Consider the following 13,363-nt stretch of genomic DNA (forward strand, 5'->3'; position numbering starts at 1 on the left):
GACGCGCTCACTGGACAGGCACTCACCTACGGTTCGCGCCGGCGCGCTCACTGCGTAGGTTCGAACCGATACCCGTCCCACTCCTGGCTCTCGGGTTCCTTGATGCCGACGTCGGGATCGCGAAGCTCCTCGGCGTAAACCGGTTCGACCTCGTCGCCGATTTCGACGTCGGCGTCCTCGACGACCTGTCCGATCGCGCGCACCGATTCGCCGTCGACGTCGAACTCGACGATCGCGATGGTGTTGGGCTGGCGGACGCCCGGCGGCGTCGCGGTGCTTTCGGTCCAGGTGATCACCTCGGCGGTGTGCTCGCTGAGGTCGATCGTCTCGACGGCCTCGGCACCGCCCAGGCTCCGCGGGTGGGTCGGGTAGGAGATCGAGCCGTCCTCGTAGCGCTGTGCTTCCATCGGTGGTGCGTCGTCGTTCTGGCTCATTCTGCTGCCTCCATGATCGCGGTGATGACGCAGTTGCCGAACCCGCCGACGTTACACGTCAGCCCGACGTCGGCGTCGACCTGTCGCGGGCCGGCCTCGCCGACCATCTGCTCGTAGATCTCGACGGCCTGGGCGACGCCGCTGGCGCCCAGCGGGTGGCCCTTGGACTTGAGCCCGCCGGAGGTGTTGATCGGCAGTTCGCCGTCGCGCTCGGTCGTTCCTCTGTCCATCTCCTTCCACGCTTCGCCCTGCTCGGCGAAGCCCAAGCCCTCCATCTGGAGGAACTCGAGGATCGTGAACATGTCGTGCAGTTCGGCGACCTCGATGTCTTCGGGGCCCAGGCCGGCCATCTCGTAAGCTTCCTCGCCGCTGTCGACGACGCCGTTCATCACCGTGGGATCGTCGCGCTCGTGGACGACGTGGGTGTCGGTCGCGCCGCCGATCCCCGAGATCACTGCGTACTCGTCGGCGTACTCCTCGGCGACCGATTCGGGAACGAACAGCAGCGCCGCGCTGCCGTCCGTGATCGGGCAGAAGTCGTACAGCCGGAGCGGGTCGGCGACGATCGGCGAGTCAAGCGCCGTCTCGACGTCGATCTCCTTCTGGAACTGCGCGTTGGGGTTGTCGACGCCGTTCTTGTGGTTTTTGACGGCGACTTTCGCGAGACTCTCGCGGGGCGCGTCGTACTTGTGGAGGTACCGGCGCGCGGTCATCCCCGCGAAGCTCGGCAGCGTCAGGCCGTGCTTGTACTCCGCCGGGTGGGTGATCGAGGCGATGATGTCGGTCGCCTCCGCGGTCGTCTTGTGGGTCATCTTCTCGCCGCCGACGAGCAGCGTCATGTCGCTGGCGCCGCTGGCGATCGAGCGCCACGCGGCGTAGACGCCGGCCCCGCCGCTGGAGCTGGTCTGGTCGATCCGCTCGGTGTAGGCCGGAATCGCGCCGATATCGTGGGCGAGCAGGTTCGGAACGCCGCCCTGCCCCTCGAACTCGCCGCTGGCCATGTTCGATACGTACAGGTGCTCGATCTCGTCGGGAGCGACGTCGGCGTCGTCGAGACACTCCTCGGCGGCCTGCGAGAGGAGCTCCCGGATCCAGACGTCGCGCTGCCCGAACTTCGTCATCGAGGCGCCGATGACTGCAACGCGGTCCATGGTCGCACACTCAGGCCTCTGAATAATATAATCCGTGGTATGTGACCGAAGGAACGAGTTACGCCAGAAGATCCTTCAGCACCGCGACGCCGGGCGAACAGCTCCAGTTCGGTCGAACTGAGACGTGGTATCGACTCGTTCGACAGCTGAGTGGCCGGGCGCGGCGTTCATGTTCGCGCGAGCGAGCTCGGAAGACGCTCTGCGTCTTCCGGTGCCGCGCCCTGGGGGAGGGCAGGCCCGCGGTACGGTTGCTGTCGCTGTGCGGTGGCGGTGCTGTGTGGTCCTGGCGTCCTGACGAGCGAAGCGAGTCAGGGCTCGGAAGACGAGCGGTGCGCGGTTCGGAACGAAGTGAGAACCGCGAAAGCGAACGGCGAAGCCGTGAGCGTAGTGAGTCTTCCGGCGGAAATGCAAAGGGCGAGCGACCGAAGGGAGCGAGGGCTTTGCTACCCGATGTAGCGCAGATCGTCGTCGCTCGGGACGTTGGGCTGCTGTTGTTGCTCCATCTCCTGGATCTTGCCGATGACTTCCTCCATCTCCTCGGCGCGGTCCTCCAGGTCCGCGAAGTCGACCTCGAAGTCGAGCTGGTCCTGCAGGATCTCCAGCACGGCCTGGGCGCTCTTGGGATCGACGAGGTAGCCGCTGGTCTCGCCCATCAGGCAGGCCGCGTCGACGCCGCGACGCTCGCCCAGCCCGAGCAGGAGGCCGCTGACGCCGACGATGCCGCCGGCGGGCTCGTCCTCCCGGAACTCGACGTCCAGCTCTTCGAGGGCGTCGACGAGCGCCTCGCCCGTGGCGGCGCCGAGCACGTCGTACTCCTCGATGAGTTCGCCCGTCGGGACGCCGCCGAGCGCGTACACCTCGGAGACGTCAAAGTCCTCGGCGACGTCGAGGAAGGCGTCGGTCAGTCGGTAGTGGCCCTCGTTGCTCTGGGCCTGGTTGTCGCCCGTGAGAACGAGCAGGTCCCGACCCTCCGTCTCGACGGCGTGGAACTCCGCGCTGGTGAGCTCGGCGACGCCCTCGTCGCCGACCTCGACCTGCGGCGGGAAGTGCTCGGAGTAGACGCGGCGCACGAGCGTCCCGTCGAGCTCGTCGAGCAGGTGCTCGGCGGCGAGCTTGCCGACGTGGCCGACGCCGGGCAGCCCCTCGACGAGCACCGGATCGTCCAGTTCGGCCTCAGCGACCGCCTCGATGTCGAGTTCGTCCATACGGCTTACTCCCGGTCGCGGCGCTTAAGTGAGCGTCGGTACTCCCCGTAGGAATCCTCGGGGTCGAACGGCGCGGGCGCGCTGTTGACGGCGTCGGCGCCGCAGTCGGGACATTCGGTAGAAAGGGTGTACACCGGGCGATCGTGGCGGTCGCGCCACGCCGAACACACCCGGATGTCCGCCTTCATCGTCGATTACTCTTCTTCGGTGCGCCGGTCGCGGTGGAAGCCGCCGGTGCCGCCGATCTCCTCGATGGCCGCGATGGCCCGGTCGGCGCTCTCCTCGAGCTGGGACTCGGCGGTCTTGTAGTTGGGCGCCCGCACCTTGATGCGGTACTCGGGCGAGCCGACGTAGGTCACTTCCAGATCGACCTCGTCGGGAACTTCGCCGTTGCCCTCGGCGGCCTGCAGGGCCTCCTTGATCGCGTCGACGCCCTCGCTGGTGCCGCATTCGAGGTCGACGTAGCCGGTGACGTCGACGTACGGCACCGAGACGTTCTCGCGAGCCGTCTCGACCAGGGCGTCGATGTCGTCGTCGTCGAGTTCCGTGGGTTCGAGCGCCTCCTCGCCGTGGATCGCGGCCTCCTCGAAGCCGGCGTAGAGGCTGCCGAACTCCGCGAGGAGCTCGTTGGCGACCCGGGCGTACTCGTCGTCGTCGACGTCCTCGCCGAACGCCAGCAGCATCCAGTTGTCGGCCTTCTGCTCGTTTTTCCACTCCTGGATCTTGTCCGAGCGCTGGTGGTCGTTGACGTCCTTGATCGAGAGGTCGATCTGCTGGGCGTCCTCGTCGACGTCCAAGACCTTGGCGACGACGGTCTGACCCTCGCGGACGTGATCCCGGACGTTCTTGATCCAGCCGGAGGCGACCTCGCTGATGTGGGTCAGCCCCCGCTTGTCCTCGTACTCCTTGAGGTCCACGAAGACGCCGAAGTCCTCGATCTCGTCGACCTCGCCGACTACGAGTTCGCCGGATTCGGGCCAGCCGCTATATTGCATTCGGGATCACCTCGGGTGCGTTCACCGCGCCTCGACGGTCTCCAAGACTTCGCCCTCGAAGACGGCCTTGCCGCCGGTGGGGCGCGCGAGCGTGTGCCCGCAGACGGCGCAGGCGACCTCGCTGGATGCCTTGCCGAAGACGACCTGTTCGTTCTCGCAGTCCGGGCATTCGACGCTGAAAAAGTTTCCTGCCATTGTGATCACTCCTGGAACGTCAGGCGGCCGGCGCGCCATCCCTCGCGGAGGTGGGCCTTGCCGCAGTCGCCGCAGCGGTACTTGAGGTCGGTCTTCTTGGTGGGCTTGTCGCCACCGGGCACCTTCGAGAACTTGCCGTCGTTCCCGATGCCCTTGTTGCGCTTCTCCTGTCGATCGATCCACTTCATGCCGGTCTGGCGTCCCGTCCGGACCTTCTCGACCTCGTGCTCGTTGTGCTCGTTACAGTGCGGGCAGTACGTGTTGAATCGGCGTGGCATCTCCATAGATATCGATCTCCTTGGAACGTGGTTGGCAACGGTCGCTTAAAACGCGTTTGGTTCGGACCAGCGACGCGTCGCTCGGATCGCGCTCGCGCCGGGAGACGCGAGAGTCTCGAAGCGCTTAATTGGCGTTCGTCCGAAACCCCGTCCATGAAGCGCCTCATCATCACCGGGGATCCGGGCGTCCGTCGGGACGGCATCGTCGAGGTCGACGGCGAGGAGCTGACGCTGTTCCAGATCAACCGCAACGGCGAGTGGCACGGCCCCGAGGAGGTCCAGCTCTGGTGCGTCGCGGGCAGCGAAGACGAGCGCGAAGCCTACGACAAGCGCGAGTACATCCCCCACTTCCTTGACGTCGAGCGGCTCGATGCCGGCGACGTGACGGTCGTCCAGAAGGCGGGTTAGCGGTCCGCGAGCCGGGATCGGTCGATCAGTCCGCGAGCCCTTCGATGAGAAACTCCGCCGACGAGCGGTTCGTCGCCAGCGGAACGTCCTTGACGTCGCAGACCCGCAGCAGCGCGGTGATGTCGGGCTCGTGGGGCTGGGCGGTCAGCGGATCCCGCAGGAAGATGATGCCGTCGATGATCCCGTCGGCGACCTCGGCGCCGATCATCATGTCGCCGCCGAGCGGCCCCGACTCCTTGCGCTCGACCTCCAGATCGGTCTCTTCCATCAGGCGCTTGCCGGTCGTCCCCGTCGCGAGCAGCTCGAAGTTCGAGAGCGTCCCCTCGTGATTCTGCGCGAACTCGATCAGCGACGGCTTCTCCTCGTCGTGGGCGATGAGCGCGACGCGCGTCATACCCGTGGCTCGTCGGACGAACAGTTAGTCGTTGTGCACTCGAATCCGCGGCCGAACGATTTAACACCGCGAGGCAGAGAATCACGTCCGATGCAGAGCCCCCAGGGACGCGAGACCAGCCGCGAGCGCTTGCTCGCGCCGGCGAGGACGGACGTGAGTGCCGCCGGCAAGCACTAATGGCGGGGGAGTCGACGCTGCGGATTCTCCAGAATCGGGTTCGAGCGATGCTCAGCAGCGGTCGGCTGCTTCGGTTCGCGACAGTCGGGGTCGCCGGGACGACCGTCGACTTCGCGATACTGATCGCGCTGGTGGAACTTCACGCGTTTCCGCCCGCAATCGCCAAACTCGTCGGCGCCGAGACCGCGATCATCGTGATGTTTCTGGTCAACGAACACTGGACGTTTTCGGAGTGGGGACGGTCCGGTATTCGGCCGCTACTCAGACGGCTTCTCACCTCGAACCTCGTGCGGACCGGCGGCCTCGTCGTCGCCACCGGCGTCCTCGCACTGCTGGTGTACTACGGGGATGTGCAGTACCTGCTGGCCAACGCCGTCGGGATCGCCTGCGGGTTCGTCGTCAACTTCCTCGCGGAGAGCTACTTCACCTGGCGGGTCCATCGGTAGAAACTCCCACAGGGCGTCCGAAACGCAACCCTTAACTAGCGGACGGCGGTACGAAATGGTAGCGGGATGGGATAGCCAGGAGATTCCGGCGGGCTCATAACCCGCAGACCGGTGGTTCAAATCCACCTCCCGCTACTTCTTCCGAATCCAACTCTCAAGCGAGGCGTTTTATCGCCGAGCAACTGCTGGATTCGGAGGAGTACGACGAGTGGATTTGAACGAGAGAAACGCGAGCGGAGCGAGCGTTTCGCGTTGTTCAAATCCACCTCCCGCCGCTGCGGTCGGAGAACCCCGCCGACCGGTCCGTGCGAACGCCTTATCTCCGAGTCGGGCCTACATCGCTACAGCAACCGATCGTCCACAGTGTGCGTCCGCCGGCACGGCGGTGGACGCAGCGACGGCGGTGCAGTCGACCCTCGCCGTAGTTTCCGCGTGGTTCGCATACAGAGTTCACGCGTCGTTGTCGGAGAGCGGACCACAACAATGAGTCACCAACAACAGTTCGGCCAAGCGGCGCGGCGCCGAGGCGACACCAGACCGGGCGTGCTCGCAGAGATAGTGCGGAGCGACCGCACGGACAGCGAGGTCGACGAGTGAGCCGGTGGCAGCGCGGAGTCTACCTGCTCGGCGTCTCGTTGATTCTTTTCGCAATCGGCCAATCGACGATGAAGGTGCTCGGCGGCGGCGCCCCGTTCGAGGCGGCGATCGACTTCCTGCTGATCGGGTTCGCCGGCGCGCTGGTGCTGGTCGTCGGGAGCTGGCTGCCCGAAGCCGACCTGCCGCCGGAGCTGTACCCGCGGATCATCGGCTGGTGTCTGGGCGGGGTCGGCGTCATGCTAACGCTGCTGGCATTGCGGGCCGTGCATCCGGGCGTCACGACCTCGTTCTCCTACGGTACCAGAGCGCTCTCGATAACGATCGGATCGATCGCGGGGCTCGGAATCGGCATCCACGAGGCTCGGGCCATCGCCCGCGAGCGTACGCTCGTCGAGCGAAACGACGAGCTGCGGCGCACGCAGGAACGGCTCGAACGCGCGAACGGGGAGTTGACCCGCGTCCAGGGCGAGCTCGAAGACACCGTCCGGCGGCTGGAGGCGTCCAACGAACGGCTCGACCAGTTTGCGTCGACGGCCGCCCACGACGTCCAGGAGCCCCTGCGGATGGTGTCGCAGTATCTCGGGCTGCTGGAGAAACGGTACGGCGACGAGCTAGACGAGGACGCGACCGAGTACCTGGAGTTCGCGGTCGACGGCGCCGACCGGATGCAGACGCTGGTCAACGACCTGCTCGATTACGCTCGCGTCGAAGGCAACGGAGTCTCGTTCGAGCGCGTCGACCTGAACGACGTCCTCGCGGACGTGCGGACCGACCTGAAGGTTCGCATTGCGGAGAGCAACGCCGAAATCACCGCCGAAGAGTTGCCCCACGTCGAGGGAGACGCCGGACAGCTGCGCCAGCTGTTCCAGAACCTCCTGCAGAACGCCATCGAGTACAGCGGCGACGAACCGCCGCGAATCCGCGTCGGGGCGGAACGGGCCGGCGACGAGTGGCGGGTGACCGTCCGCGACGAGGGGATCGGGATCGACGCCGACGCGCAGGAGCAGATCTTCGAACTGTTCGAGCGACTCGACGCCGGGAGCGACCACAGCGGGTCCGGCATCGGTCTGGCGCTGTGTCACCGGATCGCCGAACACCACGGCGGCGAGATCGAAGTGGAGTCCGAGCCGGGCCGGGGATCGGCGTTCTCGGTGACGGTACTCGCGGCGGAGCAGGTCGAAGAACGCCCGGAAACAGTGTCGACCGACTGATCGGCCGGTCGACGCGCAATCGAGAGTGGAAACAGGACAGAGGCGGCTCGACGCCGTTCAGCGCCGGCAACGCGACGTTACAGCGAAATGTGAGTGACGACGTCCGTCGATCCGTCGCCCGAGAGCGCGGCGTCTCGCTCGATCCGGTCGACCGCCTCGCCGAGGTCCCCTTCGAACGGGAACTCGCGAGCGTCGTCGACGCGGCGATCCTCGGCGTCGTACGCGAGGAACCCGGCGTCGTCGAGCTTCGGCAGGTGGTGGTGGTGGAGATCGAGCGCCACGTCGTCGCGGGCGTCGTCGGATTGGGCGACGATGCGCTCCGCGAGAGCGTCGAGACCGATCGGCTCGTCGACGCGAGCGACGTGTTCGAGAACGGAGCGACGCCGTCGGTCGGCGAGCGCCGAGAGCGCGGCGTCGGGGTCGGCAGCTCCTTCGACCGCTTCGAGAACGAGCTCGAATCGGGCCGCGCGATCCGTCGCGGCGGCCCCGCCGTCCGTCAGGTCGATCAGGCCGACGTCGTCGAGTTTCGGCAGGTGACGGTGGTGGAGGTCGATCGCCACGTCGCCGTGGCGGTCCGCGTCGACGTCGATTGGCGAGACGCCGGCCTCGACGGCCGCGACGCGGATCGCGAGGACGTCGGCGGACGTGCGGCCGCGGGCGGTCAGCAGCTGTGCCAGCGCGGTCCGGCGCCGCCCGTCGGCGAGCGCCGAGAGCGCGGCGTCGGTCGCGGACGCGCCCTCTTCCGGCTCGATCCGGTCGACGGAGATGGTTCGATCGGTCATCACTACCCGAAAGGCGCGGGGCGGGGATGTCGTTCGCTCCTAAAGAGTTAGTGTGGCCTACGCGGTACTTCAGGGCGATCGATAGAGATCGGCGCGCGGTCGGTCGGTTTTCGGATGTCGTAGGGCGATCGTGTCCAGGAACTCCCGAGCCGATAGTTGAGGCGGGTGCGCGTAAGGGTGGGTTCACCGCGCGCGCGAGACAGTACGAACGTGCTACTCGCGTCGAAACGGACTCGTCCGACCGTCGCGCGCCGCGCTCGACGGAACGATGACGACTGGTGATCCGCCGGGAGAGAGCGACCGACGCGCAGAGAGCGACCAGTCCGGTCAGTAGTCGTCGGCGAGCCGAAAGTAAACGCAGCCAGATCGGTCGGGTACGAAACGACTACCGGAGTAACTACTTGCCCGCCTTGCAGGTACCGAGAACTGATATGAGGCGCGCGTGGGCGATCCTGACGGTCGCGATCCTCGTCTCGCTGGTGGTCGTGCCGGGCGCGGCGGCCGCCCAGGAGACGCGAACGGGGGGTACAGTGGTGATCGAAGAGAACGAGACCGTCGAGGGGCTGACGGTGGTCGGGGGGACGGTCGTCGTCGACGGCACGGTCGACGGCGACCTGACCGTCGTCGGCGGGTCGGCGACGGTCAACGGCGATGTCACCGGCGACGTCGAGGCGATGACCGGCGACCTGCGGATCGACGGGACAGTCGGCGGCGACGTCGACGCCGCCGGGGGGAACGTCAGGCTGGGACGGCAGGGCCGGGTCAACGGCTCGCTGTCGGCAGCCGCCGGCGGCGTGTCGATCAACGGCGTCGTGGACGAAGACGCCGAGATCGCCGCCGGATCGATCTACCTCGGCGAGAACGCGCGGATCGGCGGGGACCTGACCTACGCCGGCGAGCTAGAGCGCAGCGGCGGCGCGCAGATCGGTGGCGAGCTCGTGCAGGACGCCGGCGTCGCCGCCGGTCCGGTCCAGTTCCCGATGGCGTTCCAGTGGGCGCTCGCCGTCTACGGGCTGTTGATCAACCTGCTGGTGGGGATCATCCTGCTCGCGCTGGCGCCCGGGTTCGCGCGCGACGTCGTCGACAGGGCCACGGGATCGATCCTCGGGAGCGTCGGCGTCGGGCTGGTCGTGCTGATCGGCGTGCCGATACTGCTTGCGTTGCTTGCGATCACGGTCGTCGGCATCCCGATCATGCTCGCCGGGACCCTGCTGTTCGTGCTGTACGTCTGGATCGCGACGGTGTACGGCCGCTTCGCGGTCGGGGCGTGGCTGATCGGGCTCGTCGGCGCGCGGAACCGGTGGATCGCGCTGCTGGTCGGGCTGATTCTGGTCGGCCTGCTGGCCCAGGTGCCGTACGTCGGCCCCGCGATCTCCGCGATCGTGACGCTGATCGGCGTCGGCGCCGTCGCGCTGGCGCTCAGGGACGCCCGCAGGGAGCGCGGGGAGATACGACAACGCAATTGATCGTGTGAGAGCGGCCGAACGACGACCGTCGGATCGAGTTGGAGAGAACCGATGATGGGAACGCCGAAATCTAGCCGCACCTATTTTTATCACCCTGTCCAACGGTCAACTATGGCAGGCAACGACGCGTCGGTGATCGAGCGGTTACGAAAGCCGGAGTACACCGGCGAAAACAGGTGCACGCCGTGTACGATCGTCAACGTGGGGATCGCGGCGGTCGCGAGCGCGCTCGCCTGGGTCGTCGCCGCCCGAGCGATCGGCGAGGCGGCCGCCGGTGGGCTCGGCGTCGGGCTGTTCGCCGCGTGTCTGGGAATCATCTACCTCTGGGGCTACCTGATCCCCGGAACCCCGACGCTGACGAAACGGTATCTTCCGAATCGCGTGCTCGCGCTGTTCGACAAGCATCCGCTGGACGACCAGCACTCCGAGGAGGAGCCATTTGACGCGGTCGAACGCAAGGAAGCCGAGCGGCGAAACGCGGTCGACCCCGAGCAGTTCCTGCTGGGCGCGAACGTCGTCGCGCCGTGCGAGCGCGAGGACGATCTCTGTCTGTCCGACGAGTTCGCCGACCGTCTCGAGGATCACACCGAGCGGTTTCGATCGTCGGAGCCGGACGCCGAGACGTTCGCCGACCTGTTCGACGCCGATCCCGAGTCGGTGGCGGTGGAGGACCGGGATCATCCGGCGGTCGAGATCCGCAACCGCGTTCGAAAGTGGCCCTCGGACGGAGCGCTGATCGCGGACGTCGCCGCCGACCGCGCGCTGCGAGACCAGTCCGACGACTGGACGGCGGTGCCGCTCGAACAGCGGCTGAAGATTCTCGAATCGCTCCGCTCGTTCCGCCAGACCTGCCCGCTGTGCTCGGGCGGCGTCGAACTCGGCACGGACACCGTCGAATCCTGCTGTCGGTCGTACGAGGTCGCGACAGCGAGCTGCCTCGACTGCGGTGAGACGTTGCTGGAGTTCGACCCGTCGGCTATCGACGCCGCTGCCGAGAAAGAAGCAGTCTGATCGGCGTCGGCGCCCTCAGTTGTCGCCGTGGTCGTCGACGATCACGACCTCGGCGTCCTCGACGTCGACGTTGATCAGCGTCTTGGCCGCGTAGTCGGTCGACTCTAGCGCGTTCTCGCCGCCGACCTTCTTGATCACCGCGACGACGTCGACGACGTCGGCGCCGATGTCCTCGAGCGAGCCGAGGATCGCCTTGAGCGTCCCGCCGGTCGAGAGCACGTCGTCGAGCACGAGCACGCGGTCGCCCTCGTAGACGTCGTTGATGTACATCTCGGACTCGGAGTAGCCCGTCTCCTGGAACAGCGCGACTTCGCCGTCGAGACCGTACTGGCGCTTGCGGATGACGACCAGCGGGATGTCGGTCATCAGCGAGACGGCCGTCGAGATGTGGATCCCCATCGCGGCGGGCGTGACGATCTTGTCGACGTCCTCGAGGTCCGCCTTCCGGATGATGCGGATGACGATCTCCCGGAGCAGTTCCGGCTCGAGCATCGGGACGCCGTCGCTGATCGGGTGGACGAAGTAGTGGTAGCCGTCCTTTTCGATTATCGGCGCATCGAGGAGCGACCGCTTCAGCTGGTCCATGGTGGAACTACCGTAGCCGCGAAGTAAAGATGACGATACACCCCGCGGGACCCTCACGATCGTTCCGACGCGGTCGCTAGCCTTACTAACGGCTAGAACCTACCGTGACCTATGACTCCCGCCAGGATCCCCTCCAGCGAGATACCCGACGACCGACCGCCGGACGCGACGCGCAAGGCGGTGCTCTGCTGTCCGGACTGCGACCACCGGAGCCCGCCGGCCGGCGACTGGATCTCCCGCAGCGTCGGCGACAGGGAGATCCGCCGCTGTCCCGAGTGCAACGCCGTGATCGAGCGGCGCCCGACGTTCGACGATCGCGACGAGTCCGACACCCCCCGGCCGCTGGCGACGCTGAACGGCGCCGCACACGAGGCGTTCGTCCGATCGATGGCTGTCGTGCGCATCGGAATCAGCACGCCCGCCCGCGCGGTCGCGGACGCCGTCGACCTGCGCTAGGATTTCTCGACCTCCGCTAGGATTTCGGGCCGCGCCAGCGCCGCAGTTCGTGCCGATCGCCGTCCTCGTCGTGCCAGTAGACGATCACGGTCTGGTCCGGCCCGACGGCGTAGATCGTCAGCTCGTCGCCGGCCGTCACGTTCCGTTCCTTCGCCCACGTGTCGAGCGTGACGTTGTCGCTGACGACGGCGATGCGGTCGCCCTGCAACGTGTTCCCCGAGCGGTGCTGGACGGTCAGCGTCTCCGCGTCCTCGTCGTACTCGAACCGGAGCTCGGCGGTCGGCGTCTCCTCGTCCAGAAACCTGTCGTCGAAGTCGAACACGACGACCCCCACGACCACGGCGCCGACCAGTGCGACCGCTACCATCAACAGCGAGCCGATCACCTGCGCGCTGGCCCGAGCGTCGGCGTCGAACGTGTCCGGTAGCATCGATCGATCTCGCGTAGTGGGGGTCGTCGGCCCGGAACCTCCGAGTGCGCCACCCGCGTCATGTTCGCCTCTCGCCGGGGCCACCTAATAGTTTCCCGGCTCAGCCGTCGCGGCGTTCGACTTCGTAACTATCGAGTTCGGCCGAGCTATCGGACGTCGCGCTGAGCCAGACGATGCGGATCTCGGTCCCCGGCGGTAGCCCGCGCTGGAGGCGCGGGTCCGAGCGGTCGTCGGTCAGCACGTACCCGACGGAGTCGTTGTACCCGATGTAGACCGCGCTTTCGGGGCCGAGGCCGCCCTCGCTGTTCGCCCAGTCGTGGCCGCTATTGTTTTCGACCCGTTCGCCGTCGACCGACACCACCACGGTCCCGGGATCCTCGATTCGCTCGCCCGAGAGGTTGGTGATCGCGACCTGCTGCTCGCTGGCGCCGAACTGCTCGAACTCGAACTCGGTGTCGGGACGCTCCTCGGCGTTGCCGAAGAGCATGAACGCGGCGAATCCGGCCGCCGTCCCGACGACGATCAGGCCGACGACCAGGGCGACGAACTGGGCGGTCGAGATCGGTAACGACTCGTCGGAGGACTGGGTGTCAGTGCTGGCCATGATCGTGCTACCGGCTGAAACCGGGGCTAGCTACGGGATTCGACCTCGTACTCGAAGAGGATTGCGGAATTGTCCGCGTCTTCGGGGTTCCAGACGATTCGGATCTCGGTGCCGGCGTCGAGGCCGCCGTAGGAACCGTTTAGCGTCGATTCACTCGCAATGATGTCGCTTGAGCCGTTCTTAGAGAAGAATACGTCCGTCTGCGAGTCGATCTCCCCGTCCGCATTCGAGAAGTTGACGCCGTGTTCCGCGAGTTCATCATTGCCGTCGACCGTGACGGTGATCGCGTCGGTGTCGGTGATGACGTCGCCGCCGTCGTGGTACAGCCGGACCTGCGACGTGTTATCGCCGTACTGGTCGACCTCGAAGTTCGTCTGGGGCGCCTTCTCGAGATTGTTGTCCGACAGGTCGAAAATGAACAGACCGGCCAGTCCCGCCAGCAGCACGACGATGCCCACGAGCAACACGACGCCGATCACCTCCGATTGTCCTCGTTCCGCGCCGAGATCCCGATCCATGGCACCGTCCACGGAGTCAA

General features: G+C 66.7%; 19 protein-coding genes and 1 tRNA gene. 7 read left to right on the forward strand and 13 right to left on the reverse strand.

Going from position 1 to position 13,363, the window contains the following annotated elements:
* Positions 1-47: 47 nt before the first annotated feature.
* The 7 genes from ABDZ81_RS16225 to ABDZ81_RS16255 all read right to left on the reverse strand — a co-directional run bounded on the left by ABDZ81_RS16225 (position 48) and on the right by ABDZ81_RS16255 (position 4,264).
* Positions 48-434 (reverse strand): OB-fold domain-containing protein, encoded by a 387-nt coding sequence (locus ABDZ81_RS16225; protein ID WP_343775131.1) that lies wholly within the window; start codon positions 432-434, stop codon positions 48-50.
* Positions 431-1,585 carry a thiolase family protein gene (locus tag ABDZ81_RS16230; protein ID WP_343775133.1) on the reverse strand — a complete coding sequence of 385 codons (1,155 nt, stop codon included), beginning with the start codon at positions 1,583-1,585 and terminating at the stop codon, positions 431-433. Before ABDZ81_RS16230 ends, ABDZ81_RS16225 begins: the two co-directional genes overlap by 4 nt.
* A gap of 443 nt (positions 1,586-2,028) precedes the next feature.
* Entirely contained in the window at positions 2,029-2,790 is a 762-nt protein-coding gene (locus tag ABDZ81_RS16235) for a proteasome assembly chaperone family protein (protein ID WP_343775134.1), read from the reverse strand.
* A gap of 5 nt (positions 2,791-2,795) precedes the next feature.
* The gene (locus ABDZ81_RS16240) at positions 2,796-2,978 is read right to left on the reverse strand and encodes an RNA-protein complex protein Nop10 (protein ID WP_343775136.1); all 183 of its coding nucleotides are present in this window, start codon (positions 2,976-2,978) and stop codon (positions 2,796-2,798) included.
* 6 nt (positions 2,979-2,984) lie between these two features.
* Positions 2,985-3,785: a translation initiation factor IF-2 subunit alpha gene (locus ABDZ81_RS16245; protein ID WP_343775138.1), complete on the reverse strand. Its 801-nt coding sequence runs from the start codon at positions 3,783-3,785 to the stop codon at positions 2,985-2,987.
* A gap of 21 nt (positions 3,786-3,806) precedes the next feature.
* Positions 3,807-3,980, reverse strand: coding sequence for a 30S ribosomal protein S27e (locus ABDZ81_RS16250; protein WP_343775139.1), 174 nt, complete (start codon positions 3,978-3,980; stop codon positions 3,807-3,809).
* Between the two features lie 5 nt (positions 3,981-3,985).
* Entirely contained in the window at positions 3,986-4,264 is a 279-nt protein-coding gene (locus ABDZ81_RS16255) for a 50S ribosomal protein L44e (RefSeq protein ID WP_343775141.1), read from the reverse strand.
* Positions 4,265-4,411: 147 nt separating this feature from the next.
* Here ABDZ81_RS16255 and ABDZ81_RS16260 point away from each other — a divergent pair, with 147 nt between their 5' ends.
* The gene (locus ABDZ81_RS16260) at positions 4,412-4,666 is read left to right on the forward strand and encodes an HAH_0734 family protein (RefSeq protein ID WP_343775142.1); all 255 of its coding nucleotides are present in this window, start codon (positions 4,412-4,414) and stop codon (positions 4,664-4,666) included.
* 25 nt (positions 4,667-4,691) lie between these two features.
* Here ABDZ81_RS16260 and ABDZ81_RS16265 read toward each other — a convergent pair whose 3' ends face one another.
* Entirely contained in the window at positions 4,692-5,060 is a 369-nt protein-coding gene (locus ABDZ81_RS16265) for a methylglyoxal synthase (RefSeq protein WP_343775143.1), read from the reverse strand.
* A 176-nt stretch (positions 5,061-5,236) separates the two neighbouring features.
* On the opposite strand from ABDZ81_RS16265, the gene ABDZ81_RS16270 reads away from it, so the two are divergent.
* The 3 genes from ABDZ81_RS16270 to ABDZ81_RS16280 all read left to right on the forward strand — a co-directional run bounded on the left by ABDZ81_RS16270 (position 5,237) and on the right by ABDZ81_RS16280 (position 7,491).
* Complete coding sequence (locus ABDZ81_RS16270) at positions 5,237-5,683, forward strand: GtrA family protein (protein WP_343775145.1); 447 nt, start codon at positions 5,237-5,239, stop codon at positions 5,681-5,683.
* A gap of 60 nt (positions 5,684-5,743) precedes the next feature.
* A tRNA-Met gene (locus ABDZ81_RS16275) sits at positions 5,744-5,818 on the forward strand.
* A gap of 458 nt (positions 5,819-6,276) precedes the next feature.
* A complete protein-coding gene (locus tag ABDZ81_RS16280; RefSeq protein ID WP_343775147.1) occupies positions 6,277-7,491 on the forward strand; it encodes a sensor histidine kinase in 1,215 nt (404 codons plus the stop codon).
* A 77-nt stretch (positions 7,492-7,568) separates the two neighbouring features.
* Here the strand turns inward: ABDZ81_RS16280 and ABDZ81_RS16285 are convergent, their stop codons facing one another.
* Complete coding sequence (locus tag ABDZ81_RS16285; RefSeq protein ID WP_343775149.1) at positions 7,569-8,273, reverse strand: DUF7344 domain-containing protein; 705 nt, start codon at positions 8,271-8,273, stop codon at positions 7,569-7,571.
* 431 nt (positions 8,274-8,704) lie between these two features.
* Between ABDZ81_RS16285 and ABDZ81_RS16290 the strand changes: the two genes are divergently transcribed.
* Both ABDZ81_RS16290 and ABDZ81_RS16295 read left to right on the forward strand, forming a co-directional pair.
* On the forward strand, positions 8,705-9,739 hold the full coding sequence (locus ABDZ81_RS16290) for a bactofilin family protein (protein WP_343775151.1): 1,035 nt from the start codon (positions 8,705-8,707) through the stop codon (positions 9,737-9,739).
* A 111-nt stretch (positions 9,740-9,850) separates the two neighbouring features.
* Positions 9,851-10,750: a DUF8054 domain-containing protein gene (locus ABDZ81_RS16295; protein ID WP_343775153.1), complete on the forward strand. Its 900-nt coding sequence runs from the start codon at positions 9,851-9,853 to the stop codon at positions 10,748-10,750.
* A gap of 15 nt (positions 10,751-10,765) precedes the next feature.
* Here the strand turns inward: ABDZ81_RS16295 and hpt are convergent, their stop codons facing one another.
* Entirely contained in the window at positions 10,766-11,335 is a 570-nt protein-coding gene (gene hpt, locus ABDZ81_RS16300) for a hypoxanthine/guanine phosphoribosyltransferase (RefSeq protein ID WP_343775155.1), read from the reverse strand.
* Positions 11,336-11,446: 111 nt separating this feature from the next.
* Between hpt and ABDZ81_RS16305 the strand changes: the two genes are divergently transcribed.
* A complete protein-coding gene (locus ABDZ81_RS16305; protein ID WP_343775157.1) occupies positions 11,447-11,791 on the forward strand; it encodes a DUF8106 domain-containing protein in 345 nt (114 codons plus the stop codon).
* A gap of 16 nt (positions 11,792-11,807) precedes the next feature.
* On the opposite strand, the gene ABDZ81_RS16310 is transcribed toward ABDZ81_RS16305, so the two are convergent.
* From ABDZ81_RS16310 to ABDZ81_RS16320, 3 genes are all read right to left on the reverse strand, one after another.
* Complete coding sequence (locus ABDZ81_RS16310) at positions 11,808-12,221, reverse strand: type IV pilin domain-containing protein (RefSeq protein ID WP_343775159.1); 414 nt, start codon at positions 12,219-12,221, stop codon at positions 11,808-11,810.
* Positions 12,222-12,321: 100 nt separating this feature from the next.
* Entirely contained in the window at positions 12,322-12,825 is a 504-nt protein-coding gene (locus tag ABDZ81_RS16315; RefSeq protein ID WP_343775161.1) for a hypothetical protein, read from the reverse strand.
* Positions 12,826-12,851: 26 nt separating this feature from the next.
* Positions 12,852-13,343 (reverse strand): type IV pilin domain-containing protein, encoded by a 492-nt coding sequence (locus tag ABDZ81_RS16320; protein WP_343775163.1) that lies wholly within the window; start codon positions 13,341-13,343, stop codon positions 12,852-12,854.
* Positions 13,344-13,363 lie beyond the last annotated feature (20 nt).

The sequence above is a fragment of the Natronoarchaeum mannanilyticum genome, assembly GCF_039522665.1.
GTDB classification, from domain to species: Archaea; Halobacteriota; Halobacteria; order Halobacteriales; family Natronoarchaeaceae; genus Natronoarchaeum; species Natronoarchaeum mannanilyticum.

Coding starts and splice junctions, on each gene's coding strand:
- ABDZ81_RS16265 (WP_343775143.1), bottom strand. CDS start 5,060: ATGACGCGCGTCGCGCTCATCGCCCACGACGAGGAGAAGCCGTCGCTG.
- ABDZ81_RS16240 (WP_343775136.1), bottom strand. CDS start 2,978: ATGAAGGCGGACATCCGGGTGTGTTCGGCGTGGCGCGACCGCCACGAT.
- ABDZ81_RS16245 (WP_343775138.1), bottom strand. CDS start 3,785: ATGCAATATAGCGGCTGGCCCGAATCCGGCGAACTCGTAGTCGGCGAG.
- ABDZ81_RS16315 (WP_343775161.1), bottom strand. CDS start 12,825: ATGGCCAGCACTGACACCCAGTCCTCCGACGAGTCGTTACCGATCTCG.
- ABDZ81_RS16270 (WP_343775145.1), top strand. CDS start 5,237: ATGGCGGGGGAGTCGACGCTGCGGATTCTCCAGAATCGGGTTCGAGCG.
- ABDZ81_RS16255 (WP_343775141.1), bottom strand. CDS start 4,264: ATGGAGATGCCACGCCGATTCAACACGTACTGCCCGCACTGTAACGAG.
- ABDZ81_RS16260 (WP_343775142.1), top strand. CDS start 4,412: ATGAAGCGCCTCATCATCACCGGGGATCCGGGCGTCCGTCGGGACGGC.
- ABDZ81_RS16305 (WP_343775157.1), top strand. CDS start 11,447: ATGACTCCCGCCAGGATCCCCTCCAGCGAGATACCCGACGACCGACCG.
- ABDZ81_RS16310 (WP_343775159.1), bottom strand. CDS start 12,221: ATGCTACCGGACACGTTCGACGCCGACGCTCGGGCCAGCGCGCAGGTG.
- hpt (WP_343775155.1), bottom strand. CDS start 11,335: ATGGACCAGCTGAAGCGGTCGCTCCTCGATGCGCCGATAATCGAAAAG.
- ABDZ81_RS16285 (WP_343775149.1), bottom strand. CDS start 8,273: ATGACCGATCGAACCATCTCCGTCGACCGGATCGAGCCGGAAGAGGGC.
- ABDZ81_RS16250 (WP_343775139.1), bottom strand. CDS start 3,980: ATGGCAGGAAACTTTTTCAGCGTCGAATGCCCGGACTGCGAGAACGAA.
- ABDZ81_RS16235 (WP_343775134.1), bottom strand. CDS start 2,790: ATGGACGAACTCGACATCGAGGCGGTCGCTGAGGCCGAACTGGACGAT.
- ABDZ81_RS16290 (WP_343775151.1), top strand. CDS start 8,705: ATGAGGCGCGCGTGGGCGATCCTGACGGTCGCGATCCTCGTCTCGCTG.
- ABDZ81_RS16320 (WP_343775163.1), bottom strand. CDS start 13,343: ATGGATCGGGATCTCGGCGCGGAACGAGGACAATCGGAGGTGATCGGC.
- ABDZ81_RS16295 (WP_343775153.1), top strand. CDS start 9,851: ATGGCAGGCAACGACGCGTCGGTGATCGAGCGGTTACGAAAGCCGGAG.
- ABDZ81_RS16225 (WP_343775131.1), bottom strand. CDS start 434: ATGAGCCAGAACGACGACGCACCACCGATGGAAGCACAGCGCTACGAG.
- ABDZ81_RS16230 (WP_343775133.1), bottom strand. CDS start 1,585: ATGGACCGCGTTGCAGTCATCGGCGCCTCGATGACGAAGTTCGGGCAG.